Origin of the sequence: Pseudoalteromonas sp. 1_2015MBL_MicDiv (assembly GCF_002407505.1) — a bacterium.
Classification (GTDB): Bacteria; Pseudomonadota; Gammaproteobacteria; order Enterobacterales; family Alteromonadaceae; genus Pseudoalteromonas; species Pseudoalteromonas fuliginea.
This window is the reverse complement of record NZ_CP012737.1, coordinates 19741-40442: the sequence shown is the minus strand read 5'-3', so window position 1 is coordinate 40442 and position 20702 is coordinate 19741. Positions and strand designations below refer to the sequence as shown.

The following is a 20702-nucleotide window of genomic DNA, read 5'->3' as shown; positions in this document are numbered from 1 at the left end:
AAAACGCGTTTGGCGTTGTATGGTTAAGCCTCACGGGTAATTAGTACAAGTTAGCTTAATGGCTCACACCACTTCCACATCTTGCCTATCAACGTTGTAGTCTTCAACGGCCCTTCAGAGACTTTAAAAGTCTAGTGAGAACTCATCTCGAGGCCTGCTTCGCGCTTAGATGCTTTCAGCGCTTATCAGTTCCGAACGTAGCTACCGGGCAATGCCATTGGCATGACAACCCGAACACCAGCGGTTCGTTCACTCCGGTCCTCTCGTACTAGGAGCAACCCCTCTCAATTCTCAAACGCCCACGGCAGATAGGGACCGAACTGTCTCACGACGTTCTAAACCCAGCTCGCGTACCACTTTAAATGGCGAACAGCCATACCCTTGGGACCGACTTCAGCCCCAGGATGTGATGAGCCGACATCGAGGTGCCAAACACCGCCGTCGATATGAACTCTTGGGCGGTATCAGCCTGTTATCCCCGGAGTACCTTTTATCCGTTGAGCGATGGCCCTTCCATTCAGAACCACCGGATCACTATGACCTACTTTCGTACCTGCTCGACGTGTCTGTCTCGCAGTTAAGCTGGCTTCTACCATTACACTAACCGTACGATGTCCGACCGTACTTAGCCAACCTTCGTGCTCCTCCGTTACTCTTTAGGAGGAGACCGCCCCAGTCAAACTACCCACCAGGCACTGTCCGTAACCCCGATTCAGGGGCCAACGTTAGAACATCAAAACTACAAGGGTGGTATTTCAAAGTTGACTCCACAACAACTAGCGTCGCTGCTTCAAAGTCTCCCACCTATCCTACACATGTAGGTTCAATGTTCAGTGCCAAGCTGTAGTAAAGGTTCACGGGGTCTTTCCGTCTAGCCGCGGGTACACAGCATCTTCACTGCGATTTCAATTTCACTGAGTCTCGGGTGGAGACAGCGTGGCCATGGTTACACCATTCGTGCAGGTCGGAACTTACCCGACAAGGAATTTCGCTACCTTAGGACCGTTATAGTTACGGCCGCCGTTTACCGGGGCTTCGATCAAGAGCTTCTCCCTAAGGATAACCCCATCAATTAACCTTCCGGCACCGGGCAGGTGTCACACCGTATACGTCATCTTGCGATTTTGCACAGTGCTGTGTTTTTAATAAACAGTCCCAGCCACCTGGTCACTGCGGCTCCCGTCCGCTTAGAGAGCAAGTCTCATCACAGATAGGAGCGTACCTTCTCCCGAAGTTACGGTACGATTTTGCCTAGTTCCTTCACCCGAGTTCTCTCAAGCGCCTTAGTATTCTCTACCTGACCACCTGTGTCGGTTTGGGGTACGATTCCATATAATCTGAAGCTTAGAGGCTTTTCCTGGAAGTATGGCATCAGCAACTTCATCACCGTAGTGACTCGTCTCGTGTCTCAGGTTTAGTGTTCGTCCGGATTTACCTAAACAAACGCCCTACTCACTTTCACATAGACTACCAACGCTATGCTTGCTTAGCCTGCTCCGTCCCCCATCGCAATTATATCGAGTACAGAAATATTAATCTGTTTCCCATCGACTACGCCTTTCGGCCTCGCCTTAGGGGTCGACTTACCCTACCCTGATTAACATGGGATAGGAACCCTTGGTCTTCCGGCGTGGGAGTTTTTCACTCCCATTATCGTTACTCATGTCAGCATTCGCACTTCTGATACGTCCAGCATACCTCCCGGTACACCTTCAACCGCTTACAGAACGCTCCCCTACCACTCAGAATAAATTCTGAATCCGCAGCTTCGGTGCATAGTTTAGCCCCGTTACATCTTCCGCGCAGACCGACTCGACCAGTGAGCTATTACGCTTTCTTTAAAGGATGGCTGCTTCTAAGCCAACCTCCTGGCTGTCTGGGCCTTTCCACATCGTTTCCCACTTAACTATGACTTTGGGACCTTAGCTGGCGGTCTGGGTTGTTTCCCTCTTCACGACGGACGTTAGCACCCGCCGTGTGTCTCCCGGATATTACTTTACGGTATTCGGAGTTTGCAAAGGGTTGGTAAGTCGGGATGACCCCCTAGCCTTAACAGTGCTCTACCCCCGTAAGTATTCGTCCGAGGCTCTACCTAAATAGATTTCGGGGAGAACCAGCTATCTCCCGGTTTGATTAGCCTTTCACTCCTAGCCACAGGTCATCCCCTAACTTTTCAACGTTAGTGGGTTCGGTCCTCCAGTTGATGTTACTCAACCTTCAACCTGCCCATGGCTAGATCACCGGGTTTCGGGTCTATACCTTGCAACTATTCGCCCAGTTAAGACTCGGTTTCCCTACGGCTACCCTATTCGGTTAACCTCGCTACAAAATATAAGTCGCTGACCCATTATACAAAAGGTACGCAGTCACCCAACAAGTGGGCTCCTACTGCTTGTACGTACACGGTTTCAGGTTCTATTTCACTCCCCTCACAGGGGTTCTTTTCGCCTTTCCCTCACGGTACTGGTTCACTATCGGTCAGTTGGGAGTATTTAGCCTTAGATGATGGTCCACCTATATTCAGTCAAAGTTTCACGTGCTCCGACCTACTCGATTTCACTTAAAATGTCTTTTCATGTACGGGACTATCACCCTGTATCGTGGCGCTTTCCAGCAGCCTTCCATTAACACATAATAAGCTTAAGGGCTGTTCCGATTTCGCTCGCCGCTACTTTCGGAATCTCGGTTGATTTCTTTTCCTACGGGTACTTAGATGTTTCAGTTCTCCGCGTTCGCCTCGTTAACCTATGTATTCAGTTAACGATACCTGCAAGCAGGTGGGTTTCCCCATTCGGAAATCCTAGTCTCAAGCGCTTTTTACTAGCTTGACTAGGCTTATCGCAAGTTAATACGTCCTTCATCGCCTCCAACTGCCAAGGCATCCACCGTGTACGCTTAGTCACTTAACCATACAACCCAAACGGGTCTTTGTTTTGTGACAGTTTAACTTCGCCAGAAGTCAATATTGAATACTAAAGTAGATACCAATCAATCAACTCATAAGAGTTAACTAAATGGCACTCAATGGTACTGCTACCATTGTTTTTTTACTTTTGAAAACTCTTGATAAATACAATGTATTCATCAGAATTTTATTATCAGCTTTTCCAAATTTTTAAAGAGCAAGAGATACAAAAACCTCTCAAAATTAAACACACTCTATTCTCAGGCGGTTAATGGCCCGATAAAGAATATTTATTTTTAAGAAGTAAAAGTGGTGGAGCTAAGCAGGATCGAACTGCTGACCTCCTGCGTGCAAGGCAGGCGCTCTCCCAGCTGAGCTATAGCCCCACATATGCTGGTACTTACTGTTTTAACCATCTTCTTGATTAGACAAGAAGTGGTGGGTCTGAGTAGATTTGAACTACCGACCTCACCCTTATCAGGGGTGCGCTCTAACCAGCTGAGCTACAGACCCAAAACAATAAGTGTTGTTCTCTTTACAATAACAATCATCTGTGTGGACACTACGAACAAATAAGTTCTAAATCGTATAAGGAGGTGATCCAGCCCCAGGTTCCCCTAGGGCTACCTTGTTACGACTTCACCCCAGTCATGAATCACTCCGTGGTAAACGTCCTCCCGAGGGTTAGACTATCTACTTCTGGAGCAACCCACTCCCATGGTGTGACGGGCGGTGTGTACAAGGCCCGGGAACGTATTCACCGCGTCATTCTGATACGCGATTACTAGCGATTCCGACTTCATGGAGTCGAGTTGCAGACTCCAATCCGGACTACGACGCACTTTAAGTGATTCGCTTACCTTCGCAGGTTCGCAGCACTCTGTATGCGCCATTGTAGCACGTGTGTAGCCCTACACGTAAGGGCCATGATGACTTGACGTCGTCCCCACCTTCCTCCGGTTTATCACCGGCAGTCTCCTTAGAGTTCTCAGCATTACCTGCTAGCAACTAAGGATAGGGGTTGCGCTCGTTGCGGGACTTAACCCAACATCTCACAACACGAGCTGACGACAGCCATGCAGCACCTGTATCAGAGTTCCCGAAGGCACCAAACCATCTCTGGTAAGTTCTCTGTATGTCAAGTGTAGGTAAGGTTCTTCGCGTTGCATCGAATTAAACCACATGCTCCACCGCTTGTGCGGGCCCCCGTCAATTCATTTGAGTTTTAACCTTGCGGCCGTACTCCCCAGGCGGTCTACTTAATGCGTTAGCTTTGAAAAACAGAACCGAGGCTCCGAGCTTCTAGTAGACATCGTTTACGGCGTGGACTACCGGGGTATCTAATCCCGTTTGCTCCCCACGCTTTCGTACATGAGCGTCAGTGTTGACCCAGGTGGCTGCCTTCGCCATCGGTATTCCTTCAGATCTCTACGCATTTCACCGCTACACCTGAAATTCTACCACCCTCTATCACACTCTAGTTTGCCAGTTCGAAATGCAGTTCCCAGGTTGAGCCCGGGGCTTTCACATCTCGCTTAACAAACCGCCTGCGTACGCTTTACGCCCAGTAATTCCGATTAACGCTCGCACCCTCCGTATTACCGCGGCTGCTGGCACGGAGTTAGCCGGTGCTTCTTCTGTCAGTAACGTCACAGCTAACGGGTATTAACCGTTAACCTTTCCTCCTGACTGAAAGTGCTTTACAACCCGAAGGCCTTCTTCACACACGCGGCATGGCTGCATCAGGCTTGCGCCCATTGTGCAATATTCCCCACTGCTGCCTCCCGTAGGAGTCTGGGCCGTGTCTCAGTCCCAGTGTGGCTGATCATCCTCTCAAACCAGCTAGGGATCGTCGCCTTGGTGAGCCATTACCTCACCAACTAGCTAATCCCACTTGGGCCAATCTAAAGGCGAGAGCCGAAGCCCCCTTTGGTCCGTAGACATTATGCGGTATTAGCAGTCGTTTCCAACTGTTGTCCCCCACCTCAAGGCATGTTCCCAAGCATTACTCACCCGTCCGCCGCTCGTCAGCAAAGTAGCAAGCTACTCTCTGTTACCGCTCGACTTGCATGTGTTAGGCCTGCCGCCAGCGTTCAATCTGAGCCATGATCAAACTCTTCAATTAAAAAGTTTTATGTCTTTCGACAGCTCAATGAATTCTGAATTTATTTTAATATCTTTCGATATTGAATTGACTGTGCCGAATAATTACCGAAATAACTATTCTGTTGGTCACTCAGTTTTCAATTGAGACTCTAATTTGTTTGCCTCGCTACCTAAGTAGGTTGGCTGTTAGAACTCAATCTGTACGAGTGCCCACACAGATGATTGCTTTATATTGTTAAAGAACGTTTTGAGTCGCTTTAGCGTCTCAAGGGATGCGAATAATACACCCTTTATTTTTCGAGTCAACACTTAGTTTTAAACTTTCTTTTTGGAAGATTTAAAACCGAAGTTTTATTTAACTCTCTGAGTAGTTCGTGCCTCGCTATGCGTTGGCGCTTCCCGTCTCAGTGGGGTCGCATTATAGGGAGATCATATTTTTACGCAAGCACTTTTTTAAAGAAAAAGTAAAAAAAGATACTGTTCGGTTAGTATCTGAACTAAACACCCTAAAACTGATAGTTTTGTAACCAAACAGTGCACTGTATGGTACAAAAATCACCTTGCTGATACACTCAAAGACTAATAATTATGATCTAAAAGGTACTAACTATGGCAATTCGTTCTTATAAAGGTGTTACTCCTTCATTTAATTCGTCTGTTTATATTGATGAGTCATCGGTTTTGGTTGGTAACATTACTTTAGGTGATAATAGTAGTATGTGGCCGTTAGTAGCTGCACGTGGTGATGTTAACTATATACGTATTGGTGAGCGTACAAATATACAAGATGGCAGTGTATTGCATTTATCTCGTGCAACTAAAAGCAATCCTGATGGTTACCCACTTATTATAGGTGACGATGTAACAGTTGGTCATAAGGTAATGCTGCACGGATGTGTATTAGGAAACCGTATACTAGTAGGTATGGGCGCTATCATTATGGATAACGTGGTTGTTGAAGACGATGTTATTATTGGAGGAGGTTCTTTGGTGCCCCCAAACAAACGTTTAGAGTCTGGTTACTTATATGTAGGAAGTCCAGCTAAGCAAGCCCGCCCTCTTACAGAGCAAGAACTTGCCTTTTTAAAAGTATCTGCCGATAACTATGTATCACTTAAAGATGAGTATTTAGCTGAAATTGCTAACTTAGAGTAATAAGCTTACTTCTATCTGACCTGCCGAGTTATAGCTCTCTTCTTCGATAAGCTCCTCGGCACGTTCTTCGTAATCAAAACGATACTGTTCAAAATACTCTGTTGCATGGCTTTCGTCTGTTAATTTAAGTGTATTTACTTCTATTATACATTCCACCAGCATGCCACTAACTTGTGCAAAAAATACTAACTGGTGATCGGGCTCTCTAAATTCGAGTCTATCTATAAACTGTATTGCCTGATTCATTTAAGCATTCCTTGTTTGAGCGCATCAACGACGGGAAGTATTTTTGGCATTTTATTGCGCCATACATAATAGGCTTGAGCAGCTTGACCGACTAACATTCCACTGCCATCTAAAAGCTTAGCGTTAATATTATGCTGTGCAACCCAATTCATAAAAATGGTATTTTGCAGTGAATAAAACATGTCATAAGCGACTTCACAGTTAGTTATGTATTTTTCATCAAGAGCTGGAAGCTCATTATTCATACTGCTAGATGTAGAGTTTATAATTAGTGAGTAATCGCTTACTGGTAAATCACTAAAGCCAAAGCCAGATACTGGTCCATATTGAGTAAACAGCTCTGCGAGTTCTTTGGCTTTTTGTGCTGTGCGATTAACTATTATTATTTCCTGAGGGTTATGCTCTAGCAAAGGTAAAATAACGCCTCGAGCTGCACCGCCCGCGCCAATAATTAAAATACGCTTGTTAGTTATAGCTACTTTATTAGCGAGTAAATCATTTACAAAGCCTACACCATCTGTGTTGTCACCGAGTAATGTGCCATCATCTCGTTTTTTTAATGTATTAACAGCCCCTACAATTTTAGCTAATTGTGTAAGCTCATCAGCCATTGCATAGGCTTGCTCTTTAAATGGCATTGTAACGTTAGCACCAACACCACCTTGCTCAAAAAAAGACAATACTGTTTTTTCAAAGCTATTGATAGGTGCTAATATTGCGCGATAGTCGATTTGCTCACCCAGTGATACAGCAAATTGTTTATGTATCGCGGGGGATTTTGAATGTTTAATTGGATTTCCAAAAACCGCATATTTGTCCATTTTAAAGCAACCTCTTTGCAGTTATATACTGCCTATTAACGATGATAAGTAATATGATTAAACGACTTTTTTCTAAATCTAAGCCAGCTCCCGAGCAACAGGCTCCTACTCCTGAAAAAACACCGTATGAAATAATAGGTGGAGAGAAAGGGGCGCGTGCTATCTCCAATCGATTCTACGACATAATGGAGTCAGATGAATACGCTAAACCGTTATATGATATGCATCCTCTGCCATTAGATCGAATTCGCCAAGTATTTTTTGAATTTTTATCTGGTTGGTTAGGTGGGCCAAACCTATTTACTGAAAAACATGGCCAGCCAATGCTACGTAAAAGGCATATGCCTTTTACTGTAGATAAAGCATTGCGCGATCAATGGATGTACTGCATGAATAAAACGCTGGATATAGAAATAGATAACCCGTTGTTACGTGAAGGCTTAAAGCAATCATTCTCTCAACTAGCAACGCACATGATTAACCAGCATTAAATTTGTATTTAGCCACAATGCAAAAAGGCGCTAATTATCGCCTTTTTGATTACTGTGTAATTGTTATAATTGCCATTCTCGGGCTATCAGCTCACTTGGTTGACTCGTTAACCAATCTTGCGGGCGTAAGTAATACTGATATAGGTTAGCTTCTGGGCTACTTGGTTCTGGTTTATAATTATATTCCCAGCGTGCAAGTGGTGGCATAGACATTAATATAGATTCTGTACGCCCGCCACTTTGTAGCCCAAACAACGTACCTCTATCCCATACTAAATTAAACTCTACATAACGTCCGCGACGATAAAGCTGAAAATCACGTTGTTGCTCTGTGTATTCGTCATTTTTACGACGTTCAATAATAGGTAAATAGGCATCTAAAAAGCCATTACCCACCGATTGCATAAACGCAAAGCTCTTTTCAAAGCCAAGTTCGTTTAAGTCGTCAAAAAATAAACCGCCTACTCCGCGCGTCTCGTCTCTGTGCTTTAAATAAAAATACTCGTCGCACCATGTTTTATATTTTGGATAAACTTCACTACCAAATGGCGCACACAGGTCGTGAGCAACTTGATGCCAATGTTGTACGTCTTCTAATACGGGGTAAAAAGGAGTGAGATCAAACCCGCCACCAAACCACCATATTGGCTCTTCGCCTTCTTTTTCGGCTATAAAAAAGCGCACATTGGCATGACTTGTTGGTACATGAGGGTTTTTAGGGTGAATAACTAACGACACACCACACGCATGAAAGCTACGTCCTGCAAGCTCTGGTCTGTGCGCTGTTGCCGAACCTGGCATTGAAGCGCCAAATACGTGTGAGTAATTAACTCCACCTTGCTCTATTACAGTGCCATTAGTAGTTACGCGTGTGCGACCACCCCCGCCTTCTGCTCGCTGCCAGTTATCTTCTATAAATTTAGCACTGCCATCTGTAGCCTCCAAACCTTTGCAAATAGTGTCTTGCAAAGCCATAAAGTATGCTTTTACTTGATTTAATAATTCGCTTTGCATATTAACCTCTAAATATTTTTCCAGTCATGGCGTCTTTTATTGTGCTTGGTTGAGTATTACCACCTAACGGCTCGTCAACGTAAAAGCCAACTTGTTCTGCAAATTGCGCTTTGGCTTGCTCAATACTAATTACCGTTTCTTGACCGGTTAAGTTTGCACTGGTTGATACCAGTGGCTTACCAAACTCTTGGCACAAACGCTTTACTGTTGGATGGTTTGTTACTCTTACCGCGATGGTATCAAACTGCCCTGTGAGCCATTTAGGCGTATTTTTAGATGCAGGCATAACCCATGTAATTGCAGCAGGCCAACTCGAAAAAATATCAGCGCGTTTATCCATTGGTATTTTTGCATCATCTACGTATTTTAATAATTGTCCGTAGTTATCAGCGATTAAAATAAGCCCTTTTTCAACCGGGCGCTGCTTAATAGCTAATAGTGCTTCAACGGCTTGTTGATTATCTGGATCACAACCTAAGCCATATACAGCTTCTGTTGGGTATAAAATAACTTCGCCTTGCGTTAAGCATGTTATTGCAGTGGGCGTATTTGAAAGGTCTGACAAAGTAGTCTCCAGATATAATTAAACGTTATTCAGTTGGGGTGAGCTTATGCATGCAGCTTTTTTGTGGGCATTGCAATAATATGCCGTTTGCCATATTTCTTTCTATGACGATAGGCCAGCCACATTCAGGACACAGATGTTCAACCGGTTTATTATTAAGCGTGTATTTACAACTTGGGTAGCAATCACAAGAATAAAATACTTTACCAAACTTATTACTGCGCGCGACTAAATGACCTTTTTTGCATTTAGGGCAACTAGGCAAAATGTCTTCGCTTTGCTTTTCTTCATTTTCGTTAGCAATGTAATGACACTCTGGATAACCCGTACACCCAATAAACATACCATAGCGGCCATTTTTAACCACCAGCGGTTTGCTACACTCAGGACATGCTGAATCTTCTAATATTTTTATTTCGTTGCTGTCGTGATGTGCCAGTGGCCTAATAAAGTCGCATTTGGGATAACTTGCGCATCCTAAAAAAGGGCCTGATTTACTATTGCGGATCACTAACTCTGAACCACACTGTGGGCATATCTCGTATTCTTTTTCGAGGGCGTGCTTGTTCGCCGAGAAAAGCGAATGGTCGATTTTACTCATGGTGATCCTAATAGGTTGGTGAATTTTCGCCTAATATACCCAAACCACTTAAAGATACAAGCAATGCCGTGCTTATCCGTTTAAGTAATTTGAGTACAATCAAGATAATTATCTCTAATGAAGAAGTTCGCTGGGTTCATCAAAAATCAAATCTTCCATCTGCTCATATGCCTCTTCAGAGCCAGGAACGTTAAACAAGATCATAAGTACAATCCACTTTAAGTCTTCTAGGCTTATAGTTGGTTTATCGAGAGAGGCTAAACAGTCCATTACCATTTCACGAGTTACATTATTGATTACGCCTATTTGCTCAATAAACATTAAAAAGCCACGGCATTCAGCACTGAGCCTTTGGCATTCACTATCGGTAAATATACGCACAGCATCTTTAGGGTTAGTAATAAGATAAGGAGACTCGTCGCTGTGTTGTAAATCGGCTAATTGCTCTAACCAATCGAGTGCTTTAAATATCTCGGGCTTATGAAAGCCCGCACGCAGTAGCTCATCGGTTAACTCATTTTGCTCTGCAAATATATCCGCTTCGCTATGAATGTAATTTTCAAAAAGATACAAAAGAATATCAAACATATTACCTTCCTGCGCTTAACTTGATGTAACCATCTAACACTCGCTCAATCTGATCGTCTAATTCTAAATCGAGCAACCTACTGAGTACTTTATCTATTGGCCACTGCGCACGACGCACAATGTCATCTACACTGGTTACTTCAAAGCCAATACTATTTAAAACCTCACATTGAGAATTGGCTTGAATCGGCTGCTCTTTACTACATACATTATTGTCGTAAGTGAAACTCACCTCATCAAGAATGTCAGCCACGTTTTCTACCAGCTTAGCGCCTTGCTTTATTAAAAAGTGACTTGCCTGCGCTAACGGGTTTTTAATAGAACCCGGTACTGCAAATACCTCTTTATTTTGTTCAAGCGCATAGCGTACTGTAATTAACGAACCACTTTTAATTTCAGCCTCAACAATAAGCACTCCTAACGATAACCCAGAAATAATACGATTACGACGCGGAAAGTTATGCGCATGAGCAGCTGTGCCTGGTAAAAACTCACTCACCAGCAAACCGCTTTCTAAAACTTGGTCTGTTAATAGTTTATGGCGTTTGGGATAGTAAATATCAACCCCAGTACCAAGCACCGCTATGGTTTTCCCCGTACCAGCAAGAGAGCCTTTATGTGCTGCTCCATCTATTCCCCGCGCCATACCTGAAGTAACCGTAATACCCGCCAAAGTTAACTCGTATGCAAATTCTGAGGCTATTTCAAGCCCAGTAGGGGTAGCATTACGACTGCCAACAATTGCAATTTGTGGCGTTGATAATAACGAGACATCTCCCCTGCAAAAGAGTAATAAAGGCGCACTGGCAATCTGCCGGAGATCTTCTGGGTAAAGCGCATCAAAAATACAGACAACAGTAATGTTGTTCAGCGCTATTAATTGCTCATAATGACTGACTTGTTGCCAATTGGTGTTGAGTAAATTACTCGCTTGATTAGCGCTTAGCCCAAGCTGTACAAGCTTGTCATGAGATAAGTCGAATAACGACCCAAGGGAATAGTTTGTAGATAGTGCTAAAAGGGTTTTTATACCCAACCCTTTACACATATAAAAGGCAAGCCAGTGGGCTAGCTTGCCAGATGACTGATCCATGCTCTCTCCTAGAGCACCGACTCGCTACTTCTTAATGAATAACTGCAATATCTCCAATGCGAATTGGGTGCTGGTTTTTAGTTATTAACGCATAACTTACTTTGTCATACACTTTAAAGACAATTAGCTCGCCAACTTTTTCTTTAGGCATAGTCCAAACGGTACTGTTTTCGTCTGCTTCTAAGCCTACAAACTCACTGGTGTCTGATACCAGTTTTTCAAAGCTACTGGAGTCTTCAGGATAACGAGGCCCTCGTCGTCCATCAATTACACCTGGTGATTGACGTTCAATATCTAATATGTGGCCTGGTTCTACTTGTTGTTCTGAACCTAAGTTTAGCACCACAATGTCCATCGTGCTGAATTCCCGACTGTGATTAGCAGAAGCAATGACCGCACCTTCAACAGGTTGTTTAGGTCGGTGCATATTAAAGTATGCTGGCAACATTTGTCCCTGCATTAGAGGTAATAAAAAATCGCCTTGTTTAATTTCACGCTTAACCGACTCAACCCTTACTGAAGCTGGCACACCGTTGGTGATATCCCCTCGCCTAAATACACGTACCACCCCAACAAAGCTTGCTTTATTAGCTAGTGCAGTATTTGTTTTAGGATCAACATAAGGTTCGCCTTTATGGTAAATGGCGTAAGCCTGATTTAATTTTAAATCACCATTTATATATAAAATATGGCCCAGTGTCTGTGTTTTAGTATTTTGATTTGCGCCCAAAACATATGGCTTATTATCTATCTCGTCGCTATTAATTGCTTGCTCATACGTCAAGTAAGGTTTAATTAGTTCAAGTGGCAATGTTGTAACTGCATTTTTACCTTTAGGGGTAATACGCCCCTGCGGAGAAAGCTTTCTGTATGCTTTATTTATCACTAAACGAGGTTTTCCGTCTGCATCGTAAACTAATGTTAGCGCATCCCCTGGGTAAATAAGATTTGGGTTGTTTATTTGAGGATTCATTTGCCATAATTCTGGCCATAGCCAAGGTTTATTTAAATAAATACCAGAGATATCCCAGAGCGTGTCTCCTTTTTTTACAACATACTGTTTTGGCGCGTCTTTTTTTATTTCCAACACATCTGCAACTGCCGGAAAAGCAGCACTTAATGCAAGCATGATTGCAACTAACGGGGATCTCATTGAGCTTCCTTGTATTGTTTTTTCATTATTATTGCCCAAAACCTGTTAAAGGTGAACGTGAATGGCTAAAATAAGAGCATACAATACCCTAAATTAAGCACAAGTGAAAAAGGTAACTATGGCTAGGTTAGAAGTTTTAAGATTTCCAGATGAACGTTTACGTACAATAGCAAAAGAAGTTGCTCAAGTTGACGATACAGTACGCCAAATTGTTAAAGATATGCTGGAAACTATGTATGATGAAAATGGTATAGGGCTTGCTGCTACACAAGTAGATATTCATCAACGAATTGTTGTTATTGACGTATCAGAAGAGCGTGATGAGCCACTGGTATTGATTAATCCACAAATCATCAAAAAAGATGGCTCAACTATTAGCGAAGAAGGCTGTTTATCAGTACCTAACTCGTATGCAAAAGTTGACCGCGCAGCAACAGTAACAGTCTCTGCACTTAACGAAAACGGTGAAGAGTTTGTACTAGATGCAGACGAACTGCTGGCCATTTGTATTCAACATGAACTAGATCACCTTCAAGGTAAGCTATTCATTGATTACTTATCTCCATTAAAGCGCCAACGTATTCGTAAAAAGCTTGAAAAAGAAGCCAAGTTTGCAGAACAGTAATAAGCACCTTAGGAAAACTCAGTGACTCAACCATTACGCATTATATTTGCCGGTACGCCGAACTTTGCCGCACGTCATTTACAAGCGCTGATACAAAGCGAACACCAAATAGTGGGTGTATATAGCCAACCAGATCGCCCTGCAGGTCGTGGTAAAAAATTAAAAGCCAGTGAAGTAAAAGCGCTAGCGCTTGAGCACAACTTACCGGTTTTTCAGCCACAGTCATTAAAAAGTGATGAAGCACTAGCAGAGCTAACAAGCTTAAATGCCGACATTATGATTGTTGTAGCGTATGGCTTAATTTTACCTAAAGCTATTTTAGAAGCTCCACGTTTAGGTTGTTTAAATGTGCATGGTTCTATATTACCGCGCTGGCGCGGTGCTGCACCTATTCAACGCGCAATTTGGGCAGGTGATGAACAAACCGGCGTAACAATAATGCAAATGGATGAAGGGCTAGATACCGGCGATATGCTACATATAAGCCGCTGCCCTATTAGTACGACAGAAACTAGCGCTAGTTTATATACCAAGCTTGCTGAACTAGGTCCAGATGCGTTAATTGAAACCATTAATAAATTAGCTAATGGTGAGCTCACGCCTGAACCTCAAAACGATGAACTTGCTAACTACGCTAAAAAGCTTTCTAAAGAGGAAGCTAATATAGACTGGTCCATGAGTGCGCTGCAAATTGAGCGAAACATTCGCTCTTTTAACCCATGGCCTGTGTGCTTTACTCAAATGAGTGGACAAACAGTAAAGATTTATCAAGCGCAGGTTACCTCGCAATCAGGTAATCCTGGGCAAATTTTATCAAGCGACAAAAATGGCGTAGTAGTGGCGTGTGGTGAACATGCTTTATGTATTACGCAATTACAACCGCAAGGTAAAAAACCAATGGCAATTAACGACTTTTTAAATGGTCGTAGTGACTGGGTTACCCCTGGCACAGTATTAGGCGAAAACAATGAGTAATGTTCAAAACGTACGAGCGCTTGCCGCTGAAACTTTATATAACGTAGTTGATAAAGGCGCTTCGCTTAATCAAGAACTGCCATTTGCTAGCCAAGGCTTACCACCAAAAGACAAAGCGCTACTACAACAAATTTGTTATGGCGTTTTACGCTACTTACCTAGCCTTGAAAACTACTGCCAACATTTAGTGGAAGATCCACTAAAAGGTAAACGCAGAATATTTCAATTTTTATTATATGTAGGTATTTATCAACTACAACACATGCGTGTACCGCCGCACGCAGCAATATCTGAAACTGTAAATGCACTTGCTCAATTACGTGCTTTAGGTTTAAAAGGGCTTATTAACGCTATATTACGTAGTTTTCAACGCCAGCAAATTGAGCTTGAAGAAAAAGCGGAGCTTATCCCTGTGTGTTTATACAACCACCCTAATTGGTTTATCAAACAAGTAAAAGAGGCCTACCCAGATAGTTGGGAAGACATACTTGCAGAAAACCAACAACAAGCACCTATGTGGTTACGTGTAAATCAAGCACAATATAGCACGCAAGAATACAGCGATATGCTAACGGCGAACGATATTGAACATACCTTAAATCCTGACTTTATAGACGGAATTAAGCTCGCTAAACCACGCGATGTATTTTCCTTACCAGAGTTTGATACAGGTGCATGTTCAGTACAAGATGCCGCAGCACAACTTGCAGCACGCTTTTTAGAGCCTAAAGCAGATGACACTATTTTAGATGCCTGTGCAGCACCTGGCGGAAAAACCTGTCACATATTAGAACTTGCTGACGCAGACGTACTTGCACTCGATAGCGACTCAACTCGACTTGAACGTGTTAAGCAAAACCTTACCCGTATTGGCTTAGGTGCAGACTTACAATGTGGTGATGCCTCGCAACCACATACTTGGTGGGACGAAAAATTATTTGATCGTATTTTGCTTGATGTGCCTTGTTCGGCCACTGGTGTAATTCGCCGCCACCCTGACATAAAATGGTTACGTCGCGCATCAGACATCGAAGATTTAGCTAAGTTACAAGGTGATATACTCAATAGTATTTGGCCACTTTTAAAACCAGGTGGTACATTGGTATACGCTACATGTTCGGTTCTTCCACAAGAAAATCAGCAACAAGTAGCTAAGTTTTTAGCTAATAATGACGATGCAGAGCACATTCCTCTGCATGACAAAGACACCGTTACAATGCCAGGGTTACAGCTACTACCAGGCGAAAGCGATGGATTTTATTACGCTAAGCTAGTTAAAAAAATCTAAAATTAATGAACTGTAAATTAGCCATTTTTATAATTTAAAAATGGCTCTTAATTGCTACTTATAACACGGGTAAATAATGAAAATAATCATACTCGGTGCTGGCCAAGTAGGCGCAACACTCGCTGAGAATTTAGTAGGCGAACAGAATGAAATTACAGTCGTTGATATAGATGGTAACCGATTGCGTGAACTTCAAGATAAGTACGACTTACAAGGTGTAGTAGGACACAGTGCGCATCCTGATGTATTACGTCAAGCTGGAGCTGAAGACGCCGATATGGTTATTGCAGTAACCAGTTCAGATGAAGTAAACATGGTTGCATGCCAAGTGGCGTACAGTATTTTTAAAACGCCCACTAAAATTGCCCGTATTCGCTCAGAGCAATATTTAAAATACCGCGAGAAACTTTTTCAGAACGACGACTTGCCAATCGATCATTATATTGCCCCAGAAGCACTCGTAACCAAGTACATTCGTCGCTTAATCGACTACCCTGGCGCATTACAGGTATTGCAGTTTGCCGATGGCATGCTCTCGTTAGTTGCAGTGAAAGCCTATTATGGCGGTTTACTCGTCGGTTATGCATTGTCTGCACTTAAAGAACACATCCCTAATGTAGAAACCCGTGTTGCCGCTATTTACCGTCAAGGTAAGGCAATCAAACCACTAGGTACAACGGTCATTGAAGCCGATGACGAAGTATTTTTTATTGCCGCTACAAAACATATACGCGCAGTAATGAACGAACTACAAAAACTTGAACGTTCTTACAAAAAAATCATGATAGCGGGTGGCGGTAATATTGGCGCGGGCCTAGCCCGCTCACTTGAAAAAAACCACACAGTTAAATTAATTGAGCGTAGCAAAGAGCGTGCTGAGCAACTCTCAGAAATGCTAGATAACACAGTTGTATTTTGTGGTGACGCATCAGATCAAGAATTACTCTCAGAAGAGCATATTGATCAAGTTGATGTATTTATTGCCGTAACCAATGACGATGAAGCAAATATTATGTCAGCCATGCTTGCAAAACGTATGGGCGCACAAAAAACAATGGTACTTATTCAGCGTGGTGCTTACGTTGATTTAGTACAAGGGGGAGAAATAGACATTGCCATATCTCCTCAACAAGCCACCATTTCGGCATTACTAACACATGTACGTCGTGGCGACATTGTTAACGTCTACTCATTACGCAAAGGTGCAGCAGAGGCGATTGAAGCGGTAGCCCATGGTGATGAGAATACATCAAAGGTGGTTGGCCGTGCTATTGCAGATATAAAACTTCCTGCAGGTACAACGATTGGGGCAATTGTACGAAATGACGACGTACTCATTGCTCATGACGACACCATTATTATGTCAGGCGATCACGTTATTATGTTTTTAATCGATAAAAAACACATTAATGTGGTAGAAAAACTATTTCAGGTAAGTGCTATATTTTTGTAGTCTTATGACGTATAAAAAGCCGCTGGCGAAGGCGGCTTTAATCGTTGATAATCGCGTGTTAATTATCATTTTAGAGTTACTGTACTTTTGCAAACTCTTCTTTAGAAAGCTCACCATTCCCGTCAGTGTCTAAGTCATCAAATAATTTCACTAACTGCGCGTTAACTTGCGCTTCTTGCTTGGTGATAACCCCGTCACTATCGATATCAAAAGAGGCAAAATCAACGGCGGCATACGCAGCTGACGACGATGCTAAAATGATGACGGCCAGTGTTGTGTTTAATGTTTTCATAATAATTTCCTAAATAATAAAGAGGAAGTCCTTTTCAAAGATCCCTGACTGTGAAAAATGTTTAATCTGAAAAAAGATTAATTAACCTGAACTCTGGTTAACTAGTAATTAGCGAACTCTTCTTTAGAAAGCTCACCGCTACCGTCGGTATCTAGCTCGATAAATTCAGCCATTAAATCGGTGTCGACTGCCGCTTCACTTGGGCTAATTGTGCCGCTACCATCTATATCAAGGCTATTAAAGTCTGATGCTGCAAATACAACTGAAGAAGACGCTATAGCTATAAGTGCCAGTGCTTTATTTAAATGTTTCATAGTTTAATCCTTCAATGTTCTATCAAAAAAGTTGCTTCGTTTAGCTTAAACGTAATTTTTCACTTCCTTGTTACCCTCTTTCGTAAGCTCCTTGCCTACTTAGGTTGTCTTTGGCAACTCAGGATAAATACTTGTTAATTAAGCTTCTGAAAATTCTTCTTTTGATAACTCACCATTTTGGTCAGTATCAAGTTCTGAGAACATGCTCATTAACTTTGCATCTACTGATGCTTCTGCTTGGCTAATTGTGCCACTGCCATCTACATCAAGTGTATCAAAATCTGTTGCAGCAAAAGCGGCTGAAGAAGATGCTAATGCAATAAGTGCTAGTGTTTTATTAATGCGTTTCATAATATGTATCCTTCAAATTTATGTGTGTGCGATTAAGGTGTCTCACTTTAAATCACGCTTAAGTTCAGTACACCATGACTATTACAACTTAGGTGCCAACTTTTAAAAGCTGTTATTTTTCATGTGGTTAACAGTATAAAATCGTGATATGGATAAATTTCAAGTGCTTTCCTGTTGCTTTTTAGCAACACAGCGATATGAAAAAACAAAATAGACCATAAAAACAAGAGGTTAATTTAGATTAAAAAACCACAAATTATGAATTTAGATATTTTAGATGAGGTTTAAAGCAAAAATTTAGCTTTATTTGGGTTGGGTTTATTACATGAAATTAGATTACGGTAATCTTTTATTATTTTAAGTTACTGTTTTATATTATTTATTTAATTATTAAAAATAATAACCAAATAATTTTCATCTATAAAGCAGGCAATCGCTATTTTGTTGCAAAATAGCGAAATCTCTTTTAACCGACTTCGAATTCGAGCATGGAGGGATCAATAAAGTGCTCTTTCATAAAGGTATTCATTTCATCTTCACTGGCTAATAGTTTAATACCACACCTGATCCCCGCATCATGCTCTTTAACACTACACACCTCGCCTTCAAAATTTTGCGCACTGCTATCTAGCATAATAGTACATTGCATATCTTTTATACTTTCAAGCTCTTTATTACTTCTAACATCAAACATAACTCCCGTTAATGAGATATCTTTAATAACACCTTCGAGTACTCTGTCGTCACTTAGTTTTAGCTTTGCAGGTAATAAAGTAGGGATACGCGTTTGCGAACGCAAACTAAATAACTGAACCTGCTCAGGAAAGTTTATAAAAATAAGCCGAGCCGGATGAGAAGAAATAGACATAATTTTCTGACGAAACGCAATTACTTTCCCACCGCTGCCTTCTATTAAAGCCCTCACGACAACGGTTATACCGTCACGTAAATAATCACTTGCCGCAGGTAAGCGTTTTGAGCTTGGATAATTTAAAATGATAAATTTATCATCAAGTAATCCCACCATCTCAGTCTTAATGCGTTTACTACTGGTAGGCGTTAAAATTTCTAGGTCGACCAAGCTGCCAATAATTATATTATTAAGATTGCTTATTGGCATATTCTCTCCCTTGTAATGTATTTTTTAAATAAAACAGTTAGCTTTATCCACGCCAAAACGTTGGCGTAAATAACACAAGTAAAGTAAATATTTCTAACCGGCCAAACACCATCGCAATAGTAAGCAACCATTTAGCGCCATCAGTTATCGCGCCATAATGCGATGCTACATCACCCAAACCTGGACCCAAATTATTTAAACAAGCAGCAGTGGCAGAGAACGCCGTTATGTTATCCATACCCGTGCCCATAAGCGCTAGCATAATAATAATAAACACCAGCGCATAAGCAGAGAAAAAGCCCCACACAGCTTCTACTACTTTATCTGGCAACGCCTTTCGACCCAACTTAATTGAATATATAGCACGAGGATGCACCAAACGATTAAGCTCACGCACGCCCTGCAAATAAAGTAAAAATACGCGAACGACCTTCATACCACCACCGGTAGAGCCTGCACAGCCACCAATAAAGCTCGAAAATATAAGTAAAATAGGTAAAAACAAAGGCCATGTTGAAAAGTTATCAGTAGCAAAGCCTGCCGTTGTACTCATTGATACTGCTTGGAATAAAGCCTGATCGAGGGTTTCGTCGCCATTAGCATATATTTCATTTGACGAAAGCACCGTAAAACAAATAACTACAAGTGCAAGCTGAATGCATAGGAAAACTTTAAATTCAGGGTCACGTAAATAAACTCTTACGTTTCGGCTCGATACAGCGGCATAATGTAGCGAAAAATTAATTGCAGCAATAATTAAAAAGAATACACAAATAAAGTTAATGACAGGGCTATCAAAGTGACCTATCGATGCGTCATAAGTAGAAAAGCCGCCTATCGCCACTGTAGAAAATGCATGGCAGATAGCATCAAACCAGCTCATTCCTGCCGCCCAATAAGCGAGCATACATGTCAACGTAAGCGACACATAAATGTACCAAAGATGCTTAGCTGTATCAGCAATCCGTGGAGTCATTTTTGAATCTTTTACCGGGCCTGGAATTTCAGCGCGGTACAACTGCATACCACCCACGCCTAACATAGGCAGTATAGCGACGGCGAGTACGATTATACCCATACCGCCAAACCACTGGAGTTGCTGGCGATAAAACAACACCGATTTGGGTAAATACTCAATACCGGTAAGCACTGTAGCGCCTGTGGTTGTTAAGCCAGAAAATGCTTCAAATACCGCATCAGCGAGCGATAAATTCGGTTCTTGTAAAAATATAAGCGGTAACGATGCAAATGCCCCAAGTACCAACCAAAACAAAACAACAATTAAAAAGCCTTCACGTGCTTTTAAGTCACCATTTTCATGACGGTTTGGGTAATAAGCCATCATGCCAATAACAACACTAAAGATAAATGCTAAAACAAAAGGAACACCACCACCGTCTTTATATATTAAAGACACCAGTGCTGGGGGCACCATGGTAATACTAAACAGCGCAACGAGTTGGCCAAGAATTTTTATGATGGTACGAAATTGCATTTAGCTTATCGCTTTTATTATTAGTAAATTCAGGTTGAGTAGTATCAACCA

19 protein-coding genes, 2 tRNA genes and 2 rRNA genes are annotated in these 20702 nt (G+C 42.1%); 6 read left to right on the top strand and 17 right to left on the bottom strand.

Features of this window, described 5'->3' with window-relative positions; all coding sequences use genetic code 11:
- Positions 1–19: 19 nt before the first annotated feature.
- From AOR04_RS00190 to AOR04_RS00175, 4 genes are all read right to left on the bottom strand, one after another.
- Positions 20–2909, bottom strand: a 23S ribosomal RNA gene (locus AOR04_RS00190).
- Between the two features lie 306 nt (positions 2910–3215).
- Positions 3216–3291, bottom strand: a tRNA-Ala gene (locus AOR04_RS00185).
- Between the two features lie 50 nt (positions 3292–3341).
- Positions 3342–3418 (bottom strand) — tRNA-Ile (locus AOR04_RS00180).
- A gap of 76 nt (positions 3419–3494) precedes the next feature.
- A 16S ribosomal RNA gene (locus tag AOR04_RS00175) occupies positions 3495–5030 on the bottom strand.
- Together the 16S and 23S rRNA genes with 2 tRNA genes alongside form the textbook arrangement of a ribosomal RNA operon.
- Positions 5031–5620: 590 nt before the next feature.
- On the opposite strand from AOR04_RS00175, the gene AOR04_RS00170 reads away from it, so the two are divergent.
- A complete protein-coding gene (locus tag AOR04_RS00170; protein ID WP_096792182.1) occupies positions 5621–6166 on the top strand; it encodes a gamma carbonic anhydrase family protein in 546 nt (181 codons plus the stop codon).
- On the opposite strand, the gene AOR04_RS00165 is transcribed toward AOR04_RS00170, so the two are convergent.
- Both AOR04_RS00165 and aroE read right to left on the bottom strand, forming a co-directional pair.
- Entirely contained in the window at positions 6158–6412 is a 255-nt protein-coding gene (locus AOR04_RS00165; protein ID WP_096792181.1) for a DUF1488 family protein, read from the bottom strand. The genes AOR04_RS00170 and AOR04_RS00165 overlap by 9 nt on opposite strands.
- Positions 6409–7233: a shikimate dehydrogenase gene (gene aroE, locus AOR04_RS00160; protein ID WP_096792180.1), complete on the bottom strand. Its 825-nt coding sequence runs from the start codon at positions 7231–7233 to the stop codon at positions 6409–6411. The genes AOR04_RS00165 and aroE overlap by 4 nt, the downstream gene beginning before the upstream one ends.
- Before the next feature lie 53 nt (positions 7234–7286).
- Here aroE and AOR04_RS00155 point away from each other — a divergent pair, with 53 nt between their 5' ends.
- Positions 7287–7724 carry a group II truncated hemoglobin gene (locus tag AOR04_RS00155; RefSeq protein ID WP_004335148.1) on the top strand — a complete coding sequence of 146 codons (438 nt, stop codon included), beginning with the start codon at positions 7287–7289 and terminating at the stop codon, positions 7722–7724.
- Positions 7725–7787: 63 nt separating this feature from the next.
- Here AOR04_RS00155 and hemF read toward each other — a convergent pair whose 3' ends face one another.
- From hemF to AOR04_RS00125, 6 genes are all read right to left on the bottom strand, one after another.
- The gene (gene hemF / locus AOR04_RS00150) at positions 7788–8738 is read right to left on the bottom strand and encodes an oxygen-dependent coproporphyrinogen oxidase (RefSeq protein WP_096792179.1); all 951 of its coding nucleotides are present in this window, start codon (positions 8736–8738) and stop codon (positions 7788–7790) included.
- Position 8739: 1 nt separating this feature from the next.
- Positions 8740–9303, bottom strand: a complete 564-nt coding sequence (locus tag AOR04_RS00145; protein WP_004335153.1) for an L-threonylcarbamoyladenylate synthase — start codon at positions 9301–9303, stop codon at positions 8740–8742.
- 25 nt (positions 9304–9328) lie between these two features.
- On the bottom strand, positions 9329–9904 hold the full coding sequence (locus tag AOR04_RS00140) for a DNA topoisomerase family protein (RefSeq protein ID WP_096792178.1): 576 nt from the start codon (positions 9902–9904) through the stop codon (positions 9329–9331).
- Positions 9905–10018: 114 nt separating this feature from the next.
- On the bottom strand, positions 10019–10492 hold the full coding sequence (locus AOR04_RS00135; protein ID WP_096792177.1) for a DUF494 family protein: 474 nt from the start codon (positions 10490–10492) through the stop codon (positions 10019–10021).
- A gap of 1 nt (position 10493) precedes the next feature.
- Positions 10494–11585: a DNA-processing protein DprA gene (gene dprA, locus AOR04_RS00130; protein WP_096792176.1), complete on the bottom strand. Its 1092-nt coding sequence runs from the start codon at positions 11583–11585 to the stop codon at positions 10494–10496.
- A gap of 31 nt (positions 11586–11616) precedes the next feature.
- Positions 11617–12738, bottom strand: coding sequence for a LysM peptidoglycan-binding domain-containing protein (locus AOR04_RS00125; protein WP_096792175.1), 1122 nt, complete (start codon positions 12736–12738; stop codon positions 11617–11619).
- A gap of 118 nt (positions 12739–12856) precedes the next feature.
- Here AOR04_RS00125 and def point away from each other — a divergent pair, with 118 nt between their 5' ends.
- The 4 genes from def to trkA all read left to right on the top strand — a co-directional run bounded on the left by def (position 12857) and on the right by trkA (position 17079).
- Positions 12857–13363, top strand: a complete 507-nt coding sequence (def, locus tag AOR04_RS00120) for a peptide deformylase (RefSeq protein ID WP_096792174.1) — start codon at positions 12857–12859, stop codon at positions 13361–13363.
- Positions 13364–13384: 21 nt separating this feature from the next.
- Positions 13385–14338, top strand: a complete 954-nt coding sequence (gene fmt, locus AOR04_RS00115; RefSeq protein ID WP_096792173.1) for a methionyl-tRNA formyltransferase — start codon at positions 13385–13387, stop codon at positions 14336–14338.
- Positions 14331–15626 (top strand): 16S rRNA (cytosine(967)-C(5))-methyltransferase RsmB, encoded by a 1296-nt coding sequence (gene rsmB / locus AOR04_RS00110; protein WP_096792172.1) that lies wholly within the window; start codon positions 14331–14333, stop codon positions 15624–15626. The genes fmt and rsmB overlap by 8 nt, the downstream gene beginning before the upstream one ends.
- A 76-nt stretch (positions 15627–15702) precedes the next feature.
- On the top strand, positions 15703–17079 hold the full coding sequence (gene trkA, locus AOR04_RS00105) for a Trk system potassium transporter TrkA (RefSeq protein ID WP_007377634.1): 1377 nt from the start codon (positions 15703–15705) through the stop codon (positions 17077–17079).
- Between the two features lie 76 nt (positions 17080–17155).
- On the opposite strand, the gene AOR04_RS00100 is transcribed toward trkA, so the two are convergent.
- The 5 genes from AOR04_RS00100 to AOR04_RS00080 form a co-directional block, all read right to left on the bottom strand.
- The gene (locus AOR04_RS00100; protein ID WP_007377635.1) at positions 17156–17371 is read right to left on the bottom strand and encodes a calmodulin; all 216 of its coding nucleotides are present in this window, start codon (positions 17369–17371) and stop codon (positions 17156–17158) included.
- A 101-nt stretch (positions 17372–17472) separates the two neighbouring features.
- Positions 17473–17685, bottom strand: coding sequence for a calmodulin (locus tag AOR04_RS00095; RefSeq protein WP_007377636.1), 213 nt, complete (start codon positions 17683–17685; stop codon positions 17473–17475).
- A 138-nt stretch (positions 17686–17823) separates the two neighbouring features.
- The gene (locus tag AOR04_RS00090) at positions 17824–18036 is read right to left on the bottom strand and encodes an EF-hand domain-containing protein (RefSeq protein ID WP_096792171.1); all 213 of its coding nucleotides are present in this window, start codon (positions 18034–18036) and stop codon (positions 17824–17826) included.
- Positions 18037–18502: 466 nt separating this feature from the next.
- Positions 18503–19156, bottom strand: coding sequence for a flagellar brake domain-containing protein (locus AOR04_RS00085; protein ID WP_033031142.1), 654 nt, complete (start codon positions 19154–19156; stop codon positions 18503–18505).
- 43 nt (positions 19157–19199) lie between these two features.
- On the bottom strand, positions 19200–20651 hold the full coding sequence (locus tag AOR04_RS00080; RefSeq protein ID WP_007377639.1) for a TrkH family potassium uptake protein: 1452 nt from the start codon (positions 20649–20651) through the stop codon (positions 19200–19202).
- Between the last annotated feature and the right edge of the window lie 51 nt (positions 20652–20702).

Coding starts and splice junctions, on each gene's coding strand:
- AOR04_RS00170 (WP_096792182.1), top strand. CDS start 5,621: ATGGCAATTCGTTCTTATAAAGGTGTTACTCCTTCATTTAATTCGTCT.
- AOR04_RS00165 (WP_096792181.1), bottom strand. CDS start 6,412: ATGAATCAGGCAATACAGTTTATAGATAGACTCGAATTTAGAGAGCCC.
- aroE (WP_096792180.1), bottom strand. CDS start 7,233: ATGGACAAATATGCGGTTTTTGGAAATCCAATTAAACATTCAAAATCC.
- AOR04_RS00155 (WP_004335148.1), top strand. CDS start 7,287: ATGATTAAACGACTTTTTTCTAAATCTAAGCCAGCTCCCGAGCAACAG.
- hemF (WP_096792179.1), bottom strand. CDS start 8,738: ATGCAAAGCGAATTATTAAATCAAGTAAAAGCATACTTTATGGCTTTG.
- AOR04_RS00140 (WP_096792178.1), bottom strand. CDS start 9,904: ATGAGTAAAATCGACCATTCGCTTTTCTCGGCGAACAAGCACGCCCTC.
- AOR04_RS00135 (WP_096792177.1), bottom strand. CDS start 10,492: ATGTTTGATATTCTTTTGTATCTTTTTGAAAATTACATTCATAGCGAA.
- dprA (WP_096792176.1), bottom strand. CDS start 11,585: ATGGATCAGTCATCTGGCAAGCTAGCCCACTGGCTTGCCTTTTATATG.
- AOR04_RS00125 (WP_096792175.1), bottom strand. CDS start 12,738: ATGAGATCCCCGTTAGTTGCAATCATGCTTGCATTAAGTGCTGCTTTT.
- def (WP_096792174.1), top strand. CDS start 12,857: ATGGCTAGGTTAGAAGTTTTAAGATTTCCAGATGAACGTTTACGTACA.
- rsmB (WP_096792172.1), top strand. CDS start 14,331: ATGAGTAATGTTCAAAACGTACGAGCGCTTGCCGCTGAAACTTTATAT.
- trkA (WP_007377634.1), top strand. CDS start 15,703: ATGAAAATAATCATACTCGGTGCTGGCCAAGTAGGCGCAACACTCGCT.
- AOR04_RS00100 (WP_007377635.1), bottom strand. CDS start 17,371: ATGAAAACATTAAACACAACACTGGCCGTCATCATTTTAGCATCGTCG.
- AOR04_RS00095 (WP_007377636.1), bottom strand. CDS start 17,685: ATGAAACATTTAAATAAAGCACTGGCACTTATAGCTATAGCGTCTTCT.
- AOR04_RS00090 (WP_096792171.1), bottom strand. CDS start 18,036: ATGAAACGCATTAATAAAACACTAGCACTTATTGCATTAGCATCTTCT.
- AOR04_RS00085 (WP_033031142.1), bottom strand. CDS start 19,156: ATGCCAATAAGCAATCTTAATAATATAATTATTGGCAGCTTGGTCGAC.
- AOR04_RS00080 (WP_007377639.1), bottom strand. CDS start 20,651: ATGCAATTTCGTACCATCATAAAAATTCTTGGCCAACTCGTTGCGCTG.